The following is a 19,838-nucleotide window of genomic DNA, read 5'->3' as shown; positions in this document are numbered from 1 at the left end:
ACGACCACAGGCGATCGGGAGCTTCATATGATTACGCTTTTTGGCTTTGGCACGGGCTTCGGCCTGCCGGAAATCAGCCCCTTCGTGACCAAGACCGAGGTCCAGCTCAAGATGGCCGGGCTCGATTATCGCAAGGAAAGAGCGATGCCGCCGGCTTCTCCCAAGGGCCAGCTGCCGTTCATCGCCGATGACGGCGAGACGATCGCCGATTCGACCTTCATCCGCGCCCATATCGAGGGCAAATACGGCTTCGATTTCGATGCGCCGCTGAGCCTGCAGGCGCGGGCGCAGGCCTGGGCCTTCGAGCGCATGATCGAGCATCACGTCTACTGGGCGCTGGTCGGCGCGCGCTGGGTCGACGACGCCAATTTCGCCAAGGGACCCGCGCATTTCTTCGACGGCGCGCCCGATCATCTGCGCGACAAGCTGCGTGAGGACGCCCAGTTCCGCGTCGCCGAGAACTATCTGTTGAGCGGGCTTGGCCGCCACGGCCCCGATGAGGACGTCGATCTCGCGCTCCGCTCGCTGTTTGCGCTGTCGGTGCAACTCGGCGACAAGCCCTACCTGATGGGCAACGCGCCGTGCGGCACCGACGCCACCGCGTTCGGCGCGCTCGCGGGAATCCTGACGCCGTTCTTCGATTCACCGCTGCGCGAGCGCACCGAGAAGTTCGACAATCTCACTGCCTATGTCGGCCGGATGATGCAGCAATATTATCCGGAATTCGCCTGGGCGCCGTTGCAGCAGCAGGCGGCCTAACCGGCTGGGGCAGGAGTGGGCTCGCCCTTCAATGCGGCGAGCTCCGCCTCGAGCTCGGCGATGCGCTGGTCGCGTGAGGCGAGCGCGCTGGCCACATCGGCCGCGTCGAACTTCTGCGGGATGTGCTGCGGGCAGTTGGTGTCCCACGCCGCGACCTTGAACAGGATCACCTGCTCGGGTCGCGCGCGATAGCCCTGCGGCATCAGCGAACGCGTCAGCGCCGGATCGTCTTCAACCACCCGCGCCTCGCCCCAGATCTTCACGCGCTGCCGGTACGCGTAATTCATCACGAAGATGTAGGCCTTCGGGTTCTCGGAGAAATTGCCCTGGGTGATGAATTGCCGGTTGCCGCTGTAATCGGCGAACGCGATGGTGTGCTTGTCGAGGACCTTGATGAAGCCCTTCGGCCCGCCGCGATGCTGGATGTAGGGCTGACCGCCGGCCGAGGCGGTCGCGAGATAGAAGCTGTTGGTGTTGGCGAGGAAGGCCGCAAGGTTGTCGTCCACCTCGGTTTGCCAGCCGCCATGGGCCTCGACCTCGGCGTAGGTCGCGCTCGAGCCCTTGCGGGTCTGGATTTCCTTCACCGCCGGGGTGAACCCGACATCGCTCGAATAGCTGCGAACGTCTGACATCTGAGCCTCCCGCCACGGGCGACAAAGCGGCCGTCCTTAGACCGTAACATGGGCATTTCCGGATCGTAGGCAATCTTGGGAATTGACACTTCACTGTTGCCGACTATGCAATAGTGTCATGGACCGGATCGACGCCATGCAGGCCTTCGTCGCGGTGGCGGACCTCGAGGGGTTTGCCCCCGCCGCCCGGAAGCTCGGCCTGTCTCCGTCAGCCATCACGCGGCTGATCGCTGCGCTGGAGGAGCGGCTCGGTGCGCGGCTGCTGCAGCGGACCACGCGGCAGGTGACGCTGACCGACGCCGGCTCGCGCTACCTGGAGCGGGCGCGGCGGATCCTTGCGGACGTCGAGGAGGCCGAGGACGCGGTAGAGAGCGAGCGCACCCGCCCCGAAGGCCGCTTGGTGATCTCGGCGCCGTTCGGCTTCGGGCGGCTCCATGTCAGCCCGGTCGTGACCGCCTACCTCAAACGCTATCCCGATGTTGGCGTCGACCTGCGGCTGTCGGACCGCCGGATCAACCTCGTCGAGGACGGCGTCGACCTCGCGGTCAGGCTCGGGCACCTGCCGGATTCGACGCTGGTGGCGCGCCATGTCGGCCAGATGCGCCGCATCGTGGTGGCTTCGGCCGGCTATCTCAAGCTTCGCGGCGAGCCGAAGCGGCCGGCCGACCTCACCGCCCATGACACCATCCAGTTCGGCGCGATGACCGCGACGCCGGATTGGCGCTTCATGGAGGACGGCCAGGAGATCCGCATCATGCCGACGCCACGCTTCACCAGCAACAGCTCGGACGCTGCCATCCAGTACGCCGAGCAGGACGGCGGACTGACGCGGGTGATGGCCTACCAGGCCGCCGAATCGCTGAAGGCGCGGCGGCTCAGGATCGTGCTCGCCGAATTCGAGCAGCCGCCGGTGCCGATCCATGTCGTCTACCCGACATCCCGGCTGTTGTCGGCCAAGGTGCGGACCTTCATCGATCTCGTCACCGAGATCACCGACTGGCACTTCGGCTAGCGCGCAACGCTTAGCTCGCCGGCGCCTTCTTCGGCACCACGCGGAACGTACCGCTGGCGCGCGCGATCGTCCCGCCGTCGGCCTTGATCAGGCTCTGCGCGAAGCAGATCGTGCTGCCGGTCTTGATCACATCGCTCTCGATTGCGAGCCACTGCCCGACATTGGCCGAGCCGACGAAATCGACCGTGAGCGAGATCGTCACATACGAGGTGGTCCAGCCGGTCGCCTGGCCGCAGCTATAGCCCATCGCGTTGTCGGAGAGTGCCGCGATCAGCCCGCCATGGATCAGGCCGCGGCCGTTGGTGTGCGGCCTCGCCAGCCGCAGGCCGATGATGACGGCGCGCTCGGTCTTCTTCTGGTATAGCGGCTCCCAGGGCTCGGTGAGCGGGCTCTTGCGGAACAGCGGCTCGAAGCCTTCGGGAACATCTTGGGGAATGTCGGGGGCGACTTGCGTATCGGTGGTCATCTGAATCTCGTGCATGGCGTTGCGTTGACGCCATTGAACGCGATGTCGATCGCGGTTTCACCGCCTACAAAGTTTTAAACGGGATTTGCGCAGGTGTTTGAAAGCGCGAACGCTGCGACCGGTCACGCCGGCAATTCGTAGCCGACGTTGCTCTCGATCTCGATCGTCTTTTGCACCGCCGGCCGCGCCATCACCCTGTTGTAATGCGCCGTGAGGTTGGGGAACGTCTGCGGCGGCGGTTTCAGCGAATTGGCGAGCCGCCAGTACAGCCGGAACAGATGGATGTCGGCGATCGAGAAGCTGCCGATCGCCCAGCCGTGACCGAGCCGGCGATCGGCGATGCCCCAGACCGCCTTCGCGTAGTCGAGCCCGCGCGCCCTTGCCGGATGCAGCGTCGAGGCGATGAAGGACATCAACGACAGCGCCTGCGCCTCGGCCTCGATGTCGTCGCGCGGCAGTAGCTTGGCTTCGGGAAAGCGCCGGGCGAGATAGAACAGGATCGCCGCGACCTCGGTCAGCGGCCGGCCGTCGATCACGAGCGTCGGGACCTTGCCTTCCGGATTGAGCGCGAGATAGTCGGGCGCGCGCATGTCGTTGGGCTGAACGACATCGGCCGTGCCTCGAAGTCCGTGCCGATCTCGTGCAAGGCGATATGCACCGCCATCGAGCTGGCGCCCGGTGCGAAATAGAGGGTGAGCATGGCGGGTGCTCCCGAACTGTGTGACGCCGAAGCTGGACGACCGCACCGTTTGATGCAAGGACGATCTTGATCCCGTCATCCTGAGGTGCTCGCCTCTTCGGCGAGCCTCGAAGGATGCACGGCCCCACTTTGGCCGATTCATCCTTCGAGGCTCTCCCAGCGGTGCAAGTGCACCGCAGGGCTCGCACCTCAGGGTGACGGGTCAACTATCGTGCAGGCCATCTAAAACGGCAGCCCCACATAGTTCTCCGACAGCGAGGTCGAAGCCGCCTTCGAACTGACGAGATAGTCGAGTTCGGCGATCTGGATGCGCGCGGCGAATTCGCCCTCGTCGGGGAATTTGTGCAGCATCGAGGTCATCCACCAGGAGAAGCGCACCGCCTTCCAGACCCGCGCCAGCGCCTTCGCCGAATAGAAGTCGAGGCCGGAAGAGGATTTCTCGTCGTAATATTCGCGCAGCGCCTGCGACAGATAATGCACGTCGCTGGCCGCAAGATTGAGGCCCTTGGCGCCGGTCGGCGGCACGATATGCGAGGCGTCGCCGGCCAGGAACATCCGGCCGAACCGCATCGGCTCGGCGACGAAGCTGCGCAGCGGCGCGATGCTCTTTTCGATCGAGGGGCCGGTGACGATCTCGTCGGCGGCCTTCTGGTCGAGGCGGCGCTTCAACTCGTCCCAGAACCGCTCGTCCGACCATTGATCGACATGATCGTCGAGCGAGCATTGCACGTAATAGCGGCTGCGATGGGTCGAGCGCATCGTGCAAAGCGCAAAGCCGCGCGCGTGGTTGTTGTAGATCAGCTCCGGCGAGACCGGCGGCGTTTCCGAGAGGATGCCGAGCCAGCCGAACGGATACACCCGCTCGTAGCTGGTGATCGCCGACGCCGGCACGCTGGCGCGGCTGACGCCGTGGAAGCCGTCGCAGCCGGCGATGAAATCGCAGGCGAGTTCGTAGGTGACGCCGTCCTTGACGTAGGTGACGCGCGGATGATCGGTGCCGAAATCATGCGGCGTGACGTCGGCGGCGGAGTAGACCGAGGTCAGGCCGGCCGCCTTGCGGGCGTTCATCAGATCGAGCGTGACCTCGGTCTGGCCGTAGATGGTCACGGTCTTGCCGGTCGCCGAATGCATGTCGATGCGGTGCCGTGCACCGCCGAACGCCAGCTCGACGCCGTGATGAACCAGGCCTTCCTGGTGCAGCCGCGCGCCGGCGCCGACGCTGTCGAGCAGCAACACGGTGCCTTCCTCGAGCAGGCCGGCGCGGATCCGCCCCAGCACGTAATCCGGGGTCTGCCGCTCGAGAATGACGTTGTCTACGCCGAAAGTATGAAGTAGTTGCCCAAGCAACAGTCCGGCCGGACCTGCGCCTATGATTGCTACTTTTGTCCGCAACACCTGCTCCTCCCGATCGGATAGCCTTTCAGCAGGCGCCCGCGCCGGGGCGGTCGCCATCAACTTGCCAAGGCAACTATATCATATAACAGTTTTGGCAAGGCGGATTTGCGCGGGACCTGCGTTCGCCGCAGCGCAAGATGCCGGAGAGGCCGGCTGCGACGAGGCGTCCTCCCTGCGGATTTCGTCTTGAATATCCGTGCGAATTAGATAACATGTTAAGTAATGAGACCGGGCACGAAGCCCGTCCTGGAGAGGAGGAGAGGTGATGAGGAAGAGTTTGTTGGCGCTGCTGATGGCAGCCGCCGCCATCGTGCCGGCCGCAGGTCCTTCGCAGGCGCAGGACAAGACCGTCAATCTCAAAGTGTCGCTCTGGGTGCCGCCGGCGCATCCGCTGGTTCCGGCGACGCAGGCCTGGGCCGCCGACATCGAGAAGGCATCGGGCGGCACCATCAAGGTCACCGTGTTTCCGTCCGAGCAGCTCGGCAAGGCGTTCGACCATTACGACATGGCGCGCGACGGCATCGCCGACGTCACCTATGTCAATCCCGGCTATCAGCCCGGCCGCTTCCCGATCGCGGCCGCGGGCCAGCTCCCGTTCGTGTTCTCGGACGGCAAGAAGGGCACGCTGGCGCTGAACGAGTGGTACCACAAATACGCGCCAACCGAGATGAAGGACACCAAGCTCTGCTTCGCCTTCATCCACGATCCGGGCGCGCTGCACGGCAAGAAGAAGATCGTGCTGCCGAGCGACCTTAGCGGCGTGAAGGTGCGCCCCGCCCAGAGCACCATCGGCGAGATGGTGAAGATGTTCGGCGGCACCAATGTGCAGGCCTCCGCGCCGGAATCGCGCGATGCGATCGAGCGCGGCGTCGCCGACGAGATCACCTTCCCCTGGGGATCGGTCTTCCTGTTCGGCATCGACAAGGTGGTGAAGTACCACATGGACGTGCCGCTCTACACGACGGTGTTCACCTACAACATCAACCTCGCCAAATATAATGCGATGTCGGACGCCCAGAAGAAGGTGATCGACGATCATTGCACGCCGGAATGGGCTTCCAAGGTCACCGATCCCTGGACCGATTTCGAAGCCAACGGCCGCACCAAGATGAAGGCGCTGCAAGGCCACGAGGTCTATCCGCTGGCGGCGGATCAACTCGCCGAGTGGAAGAAGGCGGTCAAGCCGCTGCGCGACAGCTGGGCCGAGGCCGTGAAGAAGGCCGGCGGCGATGCGGAGAAGATCGAGGCCGATCTGCAGGCCACGCTGAAGAAGTACGAGGCGGGGATCTAGCGCGCCCCGTCATTCCGGGGCGCGACGAAGTCGCGAGCCCGGAATCCATAACCACGATCGGGCGTATGGATTCCGGGCCTGCGCCAAGCGGCGCATCCCGGAATGACGAGCCGAGGAAGCGACGATCGAATCATGGCTGCCAATTCCGAAGTTTCCCAGGACGGCGCGATCACCGGTCCACCCGAGCCGGTGCGCAAGAATTTCATGGACCGCTTCATCGATTCGATCGAATGGGTGGCGGCCTTCTTCGTCGGCGTCGTCGCGCTCAACACCTTCACCGCGGTGTTCATGCGCAAGTTCTTCTCAGTGACGATCCCCGACTACTACAATTTCGGCCAGTTCCTGCTCGGCATCCTGATCTTCTGGGGCATCGCGGCGACGAGCTATCGCGGCACCCACATCACCGTGGATCTGGTCTGGGCCAATGCCTCGCCGCGTTATCAGCGCTGGATCGACATCTTCGCGACGCTGGTGCTGCTGTTCGTGGTGACGGTGCAGACCTACACGCTGGTCGACAAGGTGATCGACACCCGGAACAGCCACATCGTCACCATGGATCTCGGCGTTCCGGTCTGGCCGTTCTTCCTGGTGTCGTGGCTCGGTGATGTCTCCGCGGTGCTGCTGATCGCGATCCGGACCTACCGCCTGATCTTCCGTCCGGAAGATATCCACGATGCCAAGATCAAGACTGCGGAGTAGACGGCCATGAGTCTCGATTTGAGTGCCGAGGCCGTCGCCGTCATCGGCTTCGTTTGCCTGTTCGCGCTGATGCTGTTGCGTGTCCCCGTCGGCATGGCGATGGGCCTCGTCGGCATCACCGGCTTTGGCTATCTCACCGGCTTCGCTCCGGCGCTGAAACTGGTCGGTCAGACCACGATGCGCACGGTGACGGATTATTCCTTCGGCGTGATCCCGATGTTCCTTTTGATGGGCGCCTTCGTGTCCGTCTCCGGCATCAGCCGCGAGCTGTTCCGCGCCGCCAACACCTTTGTCGGCCACTGGAAGGGCGGGCTCGGCATTGCGACCATCGCCGCCTGCGGCGGCTTTGCCGCGATCTCGGGCTCGTCGGTCGCGACCGCCGCGACCTTCTCGGCGGTGGCCTATCCCGAGATGCGCCGCTTCGGCTATCCGCAATCCTTCTCCACCGGCGTGATCGCGGTCGGCGGCACGCTCGGGGCGATGCTGCCGCCATCCACGGTGCTCGCGGTGTACGGCATCATCACCCAGCAGGACATCGGCAAGCTGTTCATCGCCGGCGTGGTGCCGGGCCTGCTCGCAATCGCGATGCACATGATCACGATCGGCATCATCGGCGTGACGCGGCCGGGCTTCCTGCCGGCAGGCAAGAAGGCGTCGTGGCATGAGCGCTTGCTTGCGATGCGCGACGTCTGGTCGCCGCTGCTGCTGTTCCTGTTCGTGATCGGCGGGCTTTATGGCGGCTTCTTCGTCCCGACCGAGGCGGGCGCGGTCGGCGCGGTCGGTGCCTTCATCATCGGCATCCTCCGGGGCAAGCTGACCAAGGACGGCATCCTGCAATCGCTGCTGCAGGCGACGCGCACCGCGGCGGCGGTGTTCACCGTGCTGATCGGCGCGCTCTGCTTCGGCTATTTCCTCACCATCACCCAGACGCCGCAGAACGTCACTGAGTTCCTCACCGGGCTCGGCATCGGTCCCTATGGCGTGCTGGCGCTGATCCTGCTGATGTATCTAGTGCTCGGCTGCCTGATGGACGCGATGGCGATGGTGATCCTCACCGTGCCGATCGTGTTTCCGGTGGTGACCGCGCTCGGCTTCGATCCGATCTGGTTCGGCATCATCATCGTCATGACGGTGGAGCTCGGCCTGATCCATCCGCCGGTCGGCATGAACGTGTTCGTGATCAAGAGCGTCATCAAGGACGTCAACATGTCGACGATCTTTGTCGGCGTGCTGCCGTTCGTGATCACCGATCTGATCCGGCTGGTGATCCTGATCCTGTTCCCGTTGCTGGCGACCTGGCTGCCGCAGCGCATGATAGGCTAGGCATGATCCCGGAAAAGTGGGACCCGGTTTTCCGAAAGGATCATGCCTCAAGAAATAGGTTCTCCATGGTGCCCGAGCTCCAGACCAGATACGTCTTCACCATCACCGCCCGGATTGCGGAGGTGACGTCCGCCGGCGACATCGGCACCGGCGTCCGCCGCATCATTCCGATCATCGGCGGCGAGGTGAGGGGCGAGACCGTCAACGGCAAGGTGCTGCCGTTCGGCGCCGACTTCCAGATCATCCGGCCCAGCGAGCTGATCGAGCTGGAGGCAAAATATGCCTTCGAGACCGACGACGGCGCCGTCATCTATGTCGAGAACAAGGGCATCCGCTTCGGGCCGGTCGATCTGCTCGAGAAGCTGAAGCGCGGCGAACCGGTCGACCCGAAGCTGATCTACTTCCGCACCGTGCCGAAATTCGAAACCGGCGCCGAAAAGTACCGCTGGCTGATGGAGCACATCTTCATCGGCTCCGCCGCCCGCCACGCCGACCGCGTCGTGATCGACGTGCATCAGGTGTTGTGAGCGCGAGCCGCGGAATGACGAGGGGAAGGCGGCGCGCCCCAGGACGAAACGCCAAGCAAGCCTCGGACAAATCATGTCGCGAGAATGCGGAAGTATGACTCACAGGCCGTGCAACACATTTGGTGTCGTCCCGGCCTTGAGCCGGGACCCATAACCACGATTGCGAATTGGATCGCAGAGCTGTGGCCACAGCTCATCTCAACAACACGACCCTGTGGTTATGGGTCCCTGCTTTCGCAGGGACGACGGGTGGAGGGGAGTTGCGCGTACCAACTCTATCCTCGTCATGTCCTGTCTTGACTCCTGTGATGATAGTTATAAAACATAACTATTCTGAATAGGAAACAATAACGCCATGGGAAACGCTACCGACGCGGGTGATGCCTCGCTGCTCAGGATCGAGACGCGAGGGGCGGTGCTGACCGTCGGGCTCAACCGGCCGGCCAAGCGCAATGCGCTCAATGACGGCATCATCCTGGCGCTCCGGGACTGTTTTTCAGCGATTCCTGACGCGGTCGGTGCCGTCGTCATCCATGGTGTCGGCGATCATTTCTCGTCCGGCCTCGATCTCTCCGAACTCACCGAACGCGACGCCACCGAGGGGCTGGTGCATTCCCAGATGTGGCACCGGGTGTTCGACCGCATCCAGTATTGCCGCGTGCCGGTGATCGCCGCGCTGAAGGGCGCGGTGATCGGCGGCGGGCTGGAGCTTGCCTGCGCCGCGCATATCCGGGTCGCCGAGCCGTCGGCCTATTTCGCGCTGCCCGAAGGTCAGCGCGGCATCTTCGTCGGCGGCGGCGGATCGGTGCGGCTGCCGCGCCTGATCGGCGTGCCCAGGATGGCGGACATGATGCTGACCGGCCGGGTCTATTCGGCGACCGAGGGCGCGGCCTACGGCTTCTCGCAATATCTCACCGAAGCCGACGGCGCGTTGCCGAAAGCGCTGGAGCTTGCCGAGCGCGTCGCCGCCAATGCGCCGCTGACCAACTTCGCGGTGCTGCAGGCGCTGCCGATGATCGCCGAGGCCAATCCGCAGACCGGCCTCTTGATGGAATCGCTGATGGCGACGGTGGCGCAGAGCGACAAGGAGGCCAAGAAGCGCATCCGTGCCTTCCTGGATCGCAAGACCGCCAAGGTGAAGCCGACATGAACGCCACGCCGTCTGCGTCCACCGCGAGTGCGCATCCGCTGCGCCCGATCTCGTTCGGCAATCCCGACGTCACCGTCGAGCGCCGCGCCGACGGCACGATCTATCTCCGCCCCAAGCTCAATCTCGCCGACTTTCCCACTCGCCTCACCGATCGCCTGCATCACTGGGCAAACGCCGAGCCGAATCGCGTCTTCATGGCCGAGCGCGCAGCCGGCGGCGGCTGGCGCCAGATCACCTACGCGCAATTGCTGGAGGCGACCCGGCGCATTGCGTCCGCGCTGATCGCCCGCGGGCTGTCGGCCGAGCGGCCGATCGTGATCCTGTCGGGCAATTCGATCGATCACGCGCTGGTCGCGCTCGGCGCACTCTATGCCGGCATTCCGTTCTGTCCGGTGTCGCCGGCCTATTCGCTGGTGTCGCGCGACTACGGCAAGCTCAGCTTCGTCATCAAGCTTTTGACGCCGGGCCTCGTCTTCGTCGATGATGCCGACAAATTTGCCGACGCCCTGCGCGCCAATGTCGGACCCGATGTCGAGATCGCCGCGAGCCGCGGCGCTGTACCCGGCCGCGAGGTGACGCGGCTCGCCGATCTCATGGCGTCGCCGGAAGATCCGCGCCTCGACGCGACCCATGCCGCGATCGGTCCGGATACCATCGCGAAATTCCTGCTGACGTCGGGTTCGACCGGCAATCCCAAGGCCGTCATCAACACCCAGCGCATGATCTGCGCCAACCAGGTGATGCTGCGCGAGACATTGGCGTTCCTGAAGGACGAGCCGCCTGTGATCGTCGACTGGCTGCCGTGGAATCACACGTTCGGCGGCAACCACAATGTCGGGCTGACGCTTTATAACGGCGGTTCGATGTATCTCGACGAGGGCAAGCCGATGCCTGGCGGGATCGAGGAGACCGTGCGCAACCTGCGCGAGATCTCGCCGACGGTCTATTTCAACGTGCCCAAGGGCTATGAATCGCTGCTGCCCTATCTGCGCGACGATGCCGGCCTCCGGGCAAAATTCTTCCACCGGCTGCATGCCATGTTTTTCTCGGGCGCCGCGCTGTCGCCGTTCATTTGGAACAGCCTCGACGCGCTCGCGGTGCAGGAGACGGGCTATCGCGTCCCGATGCTGACCGGGCTCGGCGCCACCGAGACCTCGCCGTTCTTCATGTCGGTGCGGCCCGATACCAGCCGCTCCGGCCATGTCGGGCTTCCGGTGTCGGGCAATGACGCGAAGCTGGTCCCGAACAACGGCAAGCTCGAGGTCCGCGCTAAGGGTCCGAACGTGACGCCCGGCTACTGGCGGCAGCCCGAACTGACCGCCAAGGCGTTCGACGAGGAAGGCTTCTACAAGTTCGGCGATGCGCTGAAGCCCGCCAACGCCGGCGATCTCGATGCCGGTTTCGATTTCGATGGCCGCATCGCCGAGGATTTCAAGCTGGCAAGCGGCACCTGGGTCAGCGTCGGACCCTTAAGGGCGCGCTTCGTCGGCACCTGCGCGCCGCTGGTGCGCGACGTCGTGATCGCGGGGCTCAACCGCGACGAGCTGGCGGCGATCGTGATCCTCGATCTCGATGGCTGCCGCCTGATCAATCCACAGCTTGCCTCTGGTGCCATCGCGGCTGCGGCCAACGACCCGCTGGTGCGTGCTGCTTTCCGTGAACGTTTCGCGCGGGTCCTTGCGAGCGCGACCGGTTCGTCGAACCGGATCGCGCGGGCGATCCTGCTCGACACACCGCTGTCGATCGATCGCGGCGAGGTCACCGACAAGGGCTCGATCAACCAGCGTGCGGTGCTGGAGCATCGCACTGACATCATCGAAGCGCTCTATGCGCCGGTGCCGCCGGCATCGGTGATCAAACTCGTCTGACCATTCAAGGAGAGAATGCCATGCAGTTGAAGGACCAGGCCGCCATCGTCACCGGCGGTGCATCGGGATTGGGCGCGGCGACCGCACGCCGGCTGGCTGCGCAGGGCGCCAAGGTCGCGGTCTGCGACCTCAACGCCACGCTCGCCGAGAGCGTCGCCGCCGAGATCGGCGGCATTGCGGTGGTCTGCGACGTCGCCGATGCAGCGGCAGCCGAAGCCGCGGTCGCTGCCGCCGCCAAGGCGCATGGTCCGGCCCGCGTGCTGGTCAACTGTGCCGGCATCGGGGTGGCCAAGCGCGTGATCGGCCGCGAAGGGCCGATGGCGCTCGCCGACTTCGACAAGGTGATCAAGGTCAATCTGATCGGCTCGTTCAACATGCTGCGGGTTGCGACCGCCGAGATGTCGAAGCTCGAGCCGCTCGCGAACGGCGAGCGCGGCGTCGTGATCTCGACGGCCTCGGTCGCGGCCTATGACGGCCAGATCGGGCAGGCGGCCTATTCGGCCTCCAAGGGCGGCATCGTCGCGATGACCTTGCCGATCGCGCGCGAGCTCGCGCAATTCGGCATCCGCGTGCTGACCATCGCGCCGGGCCTGTTCATGACGCCCTTGCTGGCCGGCCTGCCGCAGGAGGCGCAGGATTCACTCGCTGCCGCGATCCCGTTCCCGCGCCGGCTGGGGCAGGCCGACGAGTTCGCCTCGCTGGCGCTGCACATGATCGACAATCCCTATCTGAACGGCGAAGTGGTACGGCTCGATGCCGCGCTCCGGATGGCGCCACGCTGAAGCATGATCCGGAAGAGCGCAGAACGCCCTTCCGGATCGATCCAGCTCAATCGAGGATAATCCATGTTCGTCAATCGGCGCGACGTGCAGATCCAGTGGGGCGATTGCGACCCCGCCAACATCGTCTACTACCCGCGCTACTTCGCGATGTTCGACGACTCGACCTCGATCATGTTCGAAGCGGCCGGTTGCTCGAAGCAGGACCTCATCCACAAATACGGCCTGGTCGGCATTCCCATGGTCGACACGCGGGCGAAATTCCACATCCCGTCGACCCATGGCGACTGGATTACCATCGAGAGCCGGATCGAGAGCATCAAGCGCTCGAGCTTCGAGGTGGTGCACCGCGTGTTCAAGGGCGAGGCGTTGGCGATCGAGGCATTCGAGACAAGGGTGCTGGTCGGCTGCCACCCGGACGATCCCGCCAGGCTGAAATCGGCGCCATTTCCGCAGGAGGTCATCGACCGCTTCATGAAGGGCTGACTCGTTCAGGGCTGACTCGCGGCCCCTCATGACCTAAAGAAGGGGCTGAATTGGCCCGCAAAACTGGTTTAAACCCAAAAAACATATCCGCAGGGAGGAATGAATGAGGAAGGCCACTCTCGCCGCAGCAGTGCTCGCAGCCGGTTTCGCGCTGCCGGGTGCATCCGCGCTGGCGCAGACCAACGAAATCACCATCGGCATCTCGATCTCGACCACCGGCCCCGCCGCGGCGCTCGGCATTCCCGAGCGCAACGCGCTCGATTTCGTGCCGAAGGAGATCGGCGGCGTGCCGCTGAAGCTGATCGTGCTCGACGACGCCGGCGATCCGACGGCTGCGACCACCAACACGCGGCGCTTCGTCACCGAGTCCAAGGCCGACATCATCATGGGCTCCTGCATCACGCCGACGACGATCGCGGTGTCGACGGTCGCCAACGAGGCCGGCATCCCGCATCTCGGTCTCGCGCCGTTCCCGATCAATGAGGCCCGCGCGAAATGGTCGGTCGACCTGCCGCAGTCGATTCCGATCATGGGCAAGGTGCTCTACGAGCACATGAAGGCGCACAACATCAAGACCGTCGGCTATATCGGCTATTCGGATTCCTACGGCGATCTCTGGGTCAACGACTTCAAGGCGCAGGCCGTGCCGATGGGCCTGACCATGACCGATGAGGAGCGCTTCGCGCGTCCGGATACGTCGGTCGCGGGCCAGGTGCTGAAGCTCGTCGCCGCCAATCCCGACGCCATCCTGGTCGGCGCCTCCGGCACCGCCGCGGCGCTGCCGCAGACCGCGCTGCGCGAGCGCGGCTACAAGGGCCTGATCTACCAGACCCACGGTGCCGCCACGATGGACTTCATCCGCATCGCGGGCGCGTCCGCGGAAGGCGTCATCATGTCGGCGGGCCCGGTGATGTCGCCGGAAACGCAAGCCGACAGCGCGCTGACCAAGAAGCCGGGCCTGACGCTGAACGCGGCCTATGAAGCCAAGTACGGCGCCAACAGCCGCAGCCAGTTCGCCGGCCATTCCTTCGACGCCTTCGAGGTGCTGAAGCGCATCATCCCGACGGCGCTGAAGACCGCCAAGCCCGGCACGCCGGAATTCCGCGAGGCGATCCGCCAGGCGTTCATCTCCGAGAAGGAGATCGTGGCGAGCCAGGGTGTCTACAACTGGACCGAAAAGGATCGCTACGGCCTCGACGACCGCTCGCGCATCCTGCTGACGGTCAAGGACGGCAAATACGTCCCGGCGATGTGAGCTGGGCGCGATCTGCGGAAACGAAGTAGCCGGTCCCAATGAGGGGCCGGCTTCTTCACGAGCGGGCGATGGCGCCTAGATCGCGCTCTCGCCTTCGAGCTGGAAGCCGAGATAGCTCGCGGCGACGCCCTTGTTGGCGGCGATCTCCTTCGCGGAGCCGCTGAGCACGAACTCGCCGAGCTCCATCACATAGGCGCGGTCGGCGATCTGCAGCGCGGCCTGGGCGTTCTGCTCGACCAGCAGCACCGAGACGCCGGCTGCGCGAAGCTCGCCGACGATGCGGAAGATGTCGGCGACGATGATCGGAGCGAGGCCGAGGCTCGGCTCATCCAGCATCAGCAATTTGGGCGCGCCCATCAGCGCGCGGCCCATCGCCAGCATCTGCTGCTCGCCGCCGGACAGCGTGCCGGCGAGCTGCTTGCGGCGCTCCTTGAGCCGCGGAAACAGCGTGTAGACCCGCTCCAGCGAGCGTGCCGCGGTTGCCTTCGCGATCCGGAAGGCGCCGAGCTCGAGATTGTCCTCGACATTCATGGTGCCGAACAACTCGCGATGCTCGGGCACCAGGCTCAGGCCCGTCGCGACGCGGTCCTCGATGTCGAGCGGCGCCATGTCGGTGCCGGCGAAGGCGGTGCGGCCCCGCAGCGGCAGCACGCCCATGATGGCGTTGAGCAACGTGGTCTTGCCGGCGCCGTTGGCGCCGATGATGGTGACGATCTCGTTCTCTGCAACGTCGAGCGAGACGCCGCGCACGGCCTCGACCTTGCCGTAGGCGATGTGGACGTCGGTCACCGATAGCAGCGCACTCATGCGGCGGCTCCGAGATAGGCCTTGATCACGTCGGGGTTGCGCTTGATCGCGGCCGGCGTGCCCTCGGCGATCTTGGTGCCGAAATCCAGCACCACGATGCGGTCGGCGAGATCCATCACGAACCCCATGTCGTGCTCGACCAGCAGCACCGACATGCCGCCGTCGCGCAATTGCCGGAGCAGCGCGGCCAGCCGCTGCTTCTCCATGTGGCGCAGCCCGGCCGCCGGTTCGTCGAGCAGCAGCAGCATCGGATCGACGCACAGCGCACGCGCAATCTCGACGATGCGTTGCTGTCCGAGGGACAGCGAACCCGCGAGCTGGTCGATCTGGTCGGACAGGCCGACGCGCGCGATCTGCCGCGCGGCTTCCGCCAGCAGTTTCGCCTCATCGGCGCGGTCGAGCCGCAGCATGCTGGAGATCGCACCGGAATTGCCGCGCAGATGCGCGCCGATCGCGACGTTCTCCAGCACGGTCATGTCGGGCACCAGCTTGACGTGCTGGAACGTGCGGGCGACGCCGAGCTTGACCACCTCCTGCGGCGGAGCGTTCGCGACCTCGTTGCCGAGCACGGCGATCTTGCCGCTGGTTGCGCCCAGGACGCCGGTGATCAGGTTGAAGGTCGTGCTCTTGCCGGCGCCGTTGGGGCCGATCAGCGCGACGATCTCGCGGGCGTTGACGTCGAATGAAACATCGTTCACCGCGAGCACGCCGCCGAACTGCTTGCGCGCCCTGTCGATGTGCAGCAGGACCGGAGACGTTCCCGCCGCCCGCTCACGGTGTTCCAGCTTCACCGATGTGTCCGGCGTCTTGCGGGCCGGCTTGAACGGCAGCCGCGACATCAGCCAGGGCCAGACGCCCTGCGGTGCGAGCTGCAACAGCAGCACCAGCATGATGCCGAACACGATGGTCTCGAGCTGGCTCTGGCCGCCGAAGATGTAGGGCAGGTAGCTCTGCAGCACCTCTTTGAGGATCACGACGATGCCGGCGCCGAGCACGCCGCCCCAGACGTAACCGGCGCCGCCGACGACAGCGATGAACAGATACTCGATGCCGGCCTGCGCGCCGAACGGGGTCGGGTTGGCTGCGCGCTGGAAATGCGCATAGAGCCAGCCGGACAGGCCGGCCAGCACCGCCGCATAGATGAACACCAGGAGCTTGGCGCGCGGCGTCTGCACGCCGAATGCCTCGGCCGCAATATGGCCGCGCCGCAACGCGCGGATGGCGCGTCCGGTGCGGGAATCCAGCAGGTTCATGGTCAGGAGCGCGGAGAGCAGCACCGCGACCCAGATCGCGTAATAAATCGTATCCGGGCTCAGCATCTTGAACGAGCCGATCGAGAGCGGCGGAATACCCGAAATACCGTCGTTGCGGCCGAGGAATTCCAGCTTGCTGAACAGATAGAAGAGGCCGATGCCCCAGGCGATGGTGCCGAGCGGCAGATAGTGGCCTGACAGCCGCACCGTGACGATGCCGAGCAGCACCGCTGCAATGCCGCTGACCACGAGCGAAGCCGGCAGCGTCAACCACGGCGAGACGCCGTAGGCGGTGGTCAACACCGCCGTGGTGTAGGCGCCGAAGCCGCAGAACGCGGCCTGTCCGAACGAGGTGAGGCCGCCGACGCCGGTGAGCAGCACCAGCCCCATCGCGACCAGCGCGGCGAGGCCGATATTGTCGAGCAGCACGATCCAGAACGGCGGGATGCCCGGGAGAAGCGGGATCACCGCCATCACGAGCGCGAAGATGATGAGAGGAAGCCGCTGTGTCATCGCGCTCAGTCCTTCTCTTCCTCGACCTGGGGCGCTGCGAGCGAGCGCAGCACCAGGACGGGAAGGATCAGCGTGAACACGATGACTTCCTTGAAATTACTGGCGTAGAACGACGAGAAGGCCTCGACGATGCCGACCACGATGGCCGCGACCGCGGTCAGGGGATAGCTGACCAGGCCGCCGATGATGGCGGCGATAAAACCCTTCAGGCCGATCAGGAAGCCGGTGTCGTAATAGAGTGTCGTGATCGGCACGATCAGGATGCCCGAAATCGCGCCGATCACGGAGGCGAGCAGGAATGCGATCTGGCCCGACAGCGTGGTGCGGATGCCGACCAGGCGGGCGCCGAGGCGATTGACCGCGGTGGCGCGCAGCGCCTTGCCGGTCTTGGTGTAGCCGAAGAACAGCCATAGCCCCACGATGAAGCCGACCGTCAGGGCATACACAGCAAGGCTCTGGCCGGTGAAGCGCAGCGGACCCGCGGTCACCGCGGCATTCGACAGCGCCGGAGCGCGCAGGCCCTCGGCGCCGAAGAACACCAGGCCGAGGCCTTGCAGCGCCAGATGGCAGCCGACCGAGGCGATCAGCAGCACCAGCACGGAGGTGTGCGCGATCGGCTGGAAGGCGATGCGGTAGAGAAACAGCCCGATCGCCGCCACGATCAGCAGTGCAAGCGCAATGTTGACGGCAATCGGCGTGTTCGGACCAACCAGCGCATAGACGAGGCCGAGCAGTGCAACGGGAAAGACGATATTGAGCGCGACCGAGCGGATCACCAGCCGGGCATGCAGCGCGTTGCGGGCGAAGAACAGATCGAGCGCGAACGCGACAAGGCCCATCGCGACGGCAAGGCGCACGGTGCCGGGCACCTGGCCGGTCGCCAGCATGGCGTAGCTCAACGCGCCGTAGGTGACGAATTCGCCCTGCGGGATCAGGATCACCCGCGTCACCGCGAACACCAGCACCAGGGCCAGCCCGAGCAGTGCGTAGATCGCGCCATTGGTGATGCCGTCCTGCAGCAGGAACAGCATGATCGTTGTGTTCAAGGCCGAGCGCTCCCCCTCAAGCGTCGGACCGCCGCAGCCGGCTGTGCCGGTCGGGTCGGCCGAGATCGGCTGTTGATAGCCGTCGATATTTGATATGGTGCATAACGATTATTAGATATAATCTCAAGGTCCCCGAGCGTCCCGCGGGGTTTTTTGTACCGGGATTGCGAGCCTGGAGCGATGACTGTTTCCAAAACCGCCTCCGATGCCGTCAGATCGTCGCGTGCCCTGCGCAGGGAACCGGTCGATCCTGCCGGGGACGACAGCATGCTGCAACTGGGCGAACTGTCCGGACTGCTGGGCTATTCGTTGAAGCGTGCGCAGCTCAAGGTGTTCGAGGACTTCCTGCGCTGCGTCGCGCCGCTGCAGCTGACGCCGGCGCAGTTCTCGGTGCTGCTGCTGCTCGACAAGAATCCGGGCCGCAACCAGACCGAGATCGCCAACACGCTCGGCATCCTCAGGCCGAATTTCGTCGCCATGCTCGACGCGCTGGAGAGCCGCGACCTTTGCGCGCGGATGCGCTCCACCAATGACCGCCGTTCCCACATCCTGGTCCTGACCGACAGGGGCCGTGCCGTGCTGGCGCGCGCCAAGAAGCTGGTCGCCAACAAGCACGAGGCGCGGCTGATCGAGGTGCTCGGCCCGGCCAACCACGCCGCGCTGCTGGAGATGCTGGCGAAGCTCGCGCAGGAGTTTTGAGGCCCTGTCATTCCGAGGCTCGCGAAGCGAGAGCCCGGAATCCATTGCGCAGCAAGCTTCGCGGCTGAATGGATTCCGGGCTCAGCCCTTCGGGCTGCCCTCAGGTGCGCAATTGCGCACCGGGGAATGACGAAGGTGGATCAATCCACCAAAATCACGCGCACATCGTTGACATTCGTCAGCGTCGGGCCTGTCAGCAACAGATCGCCGGTTTGCGCGAAGAAGCCGGTGGCATCGTTGTTCTCGAGATAGGCCCCGGGATCGAGGCCGATCGATTTCATCTTCGCGAATGTCGCCTGGTCGATCACGGCCCCGGCGGGATCAGCGGCGCTGCCGGCGCCGCCATCGGCGCCGTCGGTGTCGGCGGCGAGCGCCGAGATGTCGGGCGTGTCCTTGAGCAGGTCGGCCAGCGCCAGCGCGTACTCCTGGTTGGGGCCGCCGCGGCCATTGCCGCGCACCGTCACCGTGAGTTCGCCGCCGGAGATGATCGCGACGCGCTTGCGCTCACCGCGGGCTTTCAGTGCGAGCCTGGCGTGCCCGGCCGCGACGTCGCGGGCCTCGCCTTCGAGATCGGCGCCGAGCGCGATGGTCTCGTAGCCGGCGTCCTGCGCGACCTTCACCGCGGCGTCGATCGAGGCCTTAGGCTTTGCCAGCAGCTCGAACGTCGCCCGCGCAAAGGCGGGATCGCCCGGCTTGCAGCTCTCGTTCCTGGGATCGTCGAGCGCGCGGCGGACCGCGTCATCGACCGAGAGGTTGTACTTCGCGACCAGCGCGCGGGCATGCGCGAGCGTAGTCGGATCCGGCACCGTCGGCCCCGAGGCGATCGCCGAGGGATCGTCATGCGGCACGTCCGAGATCGCCAGCGTCACGATCTCGGCGGCGTGCTGGCCGGCGCGTGCCAGCCGCCCCCCTTTGATGCGCGACAGATGCTTGCGGACGATGTTCATCTCGCCGATCGGCGCGCCGGAGCGCAGCAGCGCGCGGTTGACCTGCTGCTTCTGGGCAAAGCTCACGCCCTCGACGGGTGCGATCCAGTTCGCCGAGCCGCCGCCGGTCAGCAGCACCAGCAGGAGATCGTCGGGGGTGGCTTCCGCCGCCAGCCGCAGCGTATCGTCGGCCGCGCGCAGGCCGGCTTCATCGGGCACGGGGTGGCCGGCCTCGACCACCTTGATGCGGCG

The 19,838-nt window shown here is 65.3% G+C and carries 20 protein-coding genes; 12 read left to right on the top strand and 8 right to left on the bottom strand.

Annotated elements, in window-relative coordinates:
- The first annotated feature begins 27 nt into the window (after positions 1–27).
- Positions 28–759, top strand: a complete 732-nt coding sequence (locus H8B02_RS17080; RefSeq protein ID WP_229167300.1) for a glutathione S-transferase family protein — start codon at positions 28–30, stop codon at positions 757–759.
- On the opposite strand, the gene H8B02_RS17075 is transcribed toward H8B02_RS17080, so the two are convergent.
- Positions 756–1,391 carry a pyridoxamine 5'-phosphate oxidase family protein gene (locus H8B02_RS17075; RefSeq protein WP_229167299.1) on the bottom strand — a complete coding sequence of 212 codons (636 nt, stop codon included), beginning with the start codon at positions 1,389–1,391 and terminating at the stop codon, positions 756–758. The genes H8B02_RS17080 and H8B02_RS17075 overlap by 4 nt on opposite strands.
- Positions 1,392–1,509: 118 nt before the next feature.
- On the opposite strand from H8B02_RS17075, the gene H8B02_RS17070 reads away from it, so the two are divergent.
- On the top strand, positions 1,510–2,403 hold the full coding sequence (locus H8B02_RS17070; RefSeq protein ID WP_229167298.1) for a LysR family transcriptional regulator: 894 nt from the start codon (positions 1,510–1,512) through the stop codon (positions 2,401–2,403).
- Positions 2,404–2,413: 10 nt separating this feature from the next.
- Here H8B02_RS17070 and H8B02_RS17065 read toward each other — a convergent pair whose 3' ends face one another.
- From H8B02_RS17065 to pobA, 3 genes are all read right to left on the bottom strand, one after another.
- The gene (locus H8B02_RS17065; RefSeq protein ID WP_229167297.1) at positions 2,414–2,869 is read right to left on the bottom strand and encodes a PaaI family thioesterase; all 456 of its coding nucleotides are present in this window, start codon (positions 2,867–2,869) and stop codon (positions 2,414–2,416) included.
- A 122-nt stretch (positions 2,870–2,991) separates the two neighbouring features.
- Positions 2,992–3,648 (bottom strand): glutathione S-transferase family protein, encoded by a 657-nt coding sequence (locus tag H8B02_RS17060; protein ID WP_283842199.1) that lies wholly within the window; start codon positions 3,646–3,648, stop codon positions 2,992–2,994.
- Between the two features lie 143 nt (positions 3,649–3,791).
- Positions 3,792–4,961, bottom strand: a complete 1,170-nt coding sequence (gene pobA, locus H8B02_RS17055; protein ID WP_229167321.1) for a 4-hydroxybenzoate 3-monooxygenase — start codon at positions 4,959–4,961, stop codon at positions 3,792–3,794.
- A gap of 268 nt (positions 4,962–5,229) precedes the next feature.
- On the opposite strand from pobA, the gene H8B02_RS17050 reads away from it, so the two are divergent.
- The 9 genes from H8B02_RS17050 to H8B02_RS17010 all read left to right on the top strand — a co-directional run bounded on the left by H8B02_RS17050 (position 5,230) and on the right by H8B02_RS17010 (position 14,342).
- A complete protein-coding gene (locus tag H8B02_RS17050) occupies positions 5,230–6,255 on the top strand; it encodes a TRAP transporter substrate-binding protein (RefSeq protein ID WP_229167295.1) in 1,026 nt (341 codons plus the stop codon).
- A 189-nt stretch (positions 6,256–6,444) separates the two neighbouring features.
- Positions 6,445–6,954: a TRAP transporter small permease gene (locus tag H8B02_RS17045; protein WP_229167320.1), complete on the top strand. Its 510-nt coding sequence runs from the start codon at positions 6,445–6,447 to the stop codon at positions 6,952–6,954.
- 18 nt (positions 6,955–6,972) lie between these two features.
- Positions 6,973–8,277, top strand: a complete 1,305-nt coding sequence (locus H8B02_RS17040; protein ID WP_229167319.1) for a TRAP transporter large permease — start codon at positions 6,973–6,975, stop codon at positions 8,275–8,277.
- Positions 8,278–8,342: 65 nt separating this feature from the next.
- Positions 8,343–8,804, top strand: a complete 462-nt coding sequence (locus H8B02_RS17035; protein WP_229167294.1) for a DUF3237 domain-containing protein — start codon at positions 8,343–8,345, stop codon at positions 8,802–8,804.
- Positions 8,805–9,159: 355 nt separating this feature from the next.
- Positions 9,160–9,954: a crotonase/enoyl-CoA hydratase family protein gene (locus H8B02_RS17030; RefSeq protein ID WP_229167293.1), complete on the top strand. Its 795-nt coding sequence runs from the start codon at positions 9,160–9,162 to the stop codon at positions 9,952–9,954.
- Positions 9,951–11,822 (top strand): feruloyl-CoA synthase, encoded by a 1,872-nt coding sequence (locus tag H8B02_RS17025; RefSeq protein WP_229167292.1) that lies wholly within the window; start codon positions 9,951–9,953, stop codon positions 11,820–11,822. Before H8B02_RS17030 ends, H8B02_RS17025 begins: the two co-directional genes overlap by 4 nt.
- 20 nt (positions 11,823–11,842) lie before the next feature.
- On the top strand, positions 11,843–12,604 hold the full coding sequence (locus H8B02_RS17020; RefSeq protein WP_229167291.1) for an SDR family NAD(P)-dependent oxidoreductase: 762 nt from the start codon (positions 11,843–11,845) through the stop codon (positions 12,602–12,604).
- Positions 12,605–12,667: 63 nt separating this feature from the next.
- On the top strand, positions 12,668–13,087 hold the full coding sequence (locus tag H8B02_RS17015; protein WP_229167290.1) for an acyl-CoA thioesterase: 420 nt from the start codon (positions 12,668–12,670) through the stop codon (positions 13,085–13,087).
- Positions 13,088–13,190: 103 nt separating this feature from the next.
- A complete protein-coding gene (locus tag H8B02_RS17010; RefSeq protein ID WP_229167289.1) occupies positions 13,191–14,342 on the top strand; it encodes an ABC transporter substrate-binding protein in 1,152 nt (383 codons plus the stop codon).
- A gap of 75 nt (positions 14,343–14,417) precedes the next feature.
- Here H8B02_RS17010 and H8B02_RS17005 read toward each other — a convergent pair whose 3' ends face one another.
- The 3 genes from H8B02_RS17005 to H8B02_RS16995 are packed head-to-tail and all read right to left on the bottom strand — an operon-like array spanning position 14,418 to position 17,961.
- On the bottom strand, positions 14,418–15,149 hold the full coding sequence (locus tag H8B02_RS17005; protein WP_229167288.1) for an ABC transporter ATP-binding protein: 732 nt from the start codon (positions 15,147–15,149) through the stop codon (positions 14,418–14,420).
- The gene (locus H8B02_RS17000; protein WP_229167287.1) at positions 15,146–16,915 is read right to left on the bottom strand and encodes a branched-chain amino acid ABC transporter ATP-binding protein/permease; all 1,770 of its coding nucleotides are present in this window, start codon (positions 16,913–16,915) and stop codon (positions 15,146–15,148) included. Before H8B02_RS17000 ends, H8B02_RS17005 begins: the two co-directional genes overlap by 4 nt.
- Positions 16,916–16,920: 5 nt before the next feature.
- Positions 16,921–17,961, bottom strand: a complete 1,041-nt coding sequence (locus H8B02_RS16995) for a branched-chain amino acid ABC transporter permease (RefSeq protein ID WP_229167286.1) — start codon at positions 17,959–17,961, stop codon at positions 16,921–16,923.
- Between the two features lie 180 nt (positions 17,962–18,141).
- Here H8B02_RS16995 and H8B02_RS16990 point away from each other — a divergent pair, with 180 nt between their 5' ends.
- Complete coding sequence (locus H8B02_RS16990) at positions 18,142–18,660, top strand: MarR family winged helix-turn-helix transcriptional regulator (protein WP_229167285.1); 519 nt, start codon at positions 18,142–18,144, stop codon at positions 18,658–18,660.
- 140 nt (positions 18,661–18,800) lie between these two features.
- Here the strand turns inward: H8B02_RS16990 and H8B02_RS16985 are convergent.
- A partial coding sequence (locus H8B02_RS16985; protein ID WP_229167284.1) for a glycerate kinase type-2 family protein occupies positions 18,801–19,838 on the bottom strand: 1,038 nt, incomplete at its 5' end.

The organism is Bradyrhizobium altum (genome assembly GCF_020889705.1).
In the GTDB taxonomy this organism is placed as follows: Bacteria; Pseudomonadota; Alphaproteobacteria; order Rhizobiales; family Xanthobacteraceae; genus Bradyrhizobium; species Bradyrhizobium altum.
The sequence above is the reverse complement of the archived record's forward strand: the minus strand, read 5'-3'. Positions and strand labels throughout refer to the sequence as shown.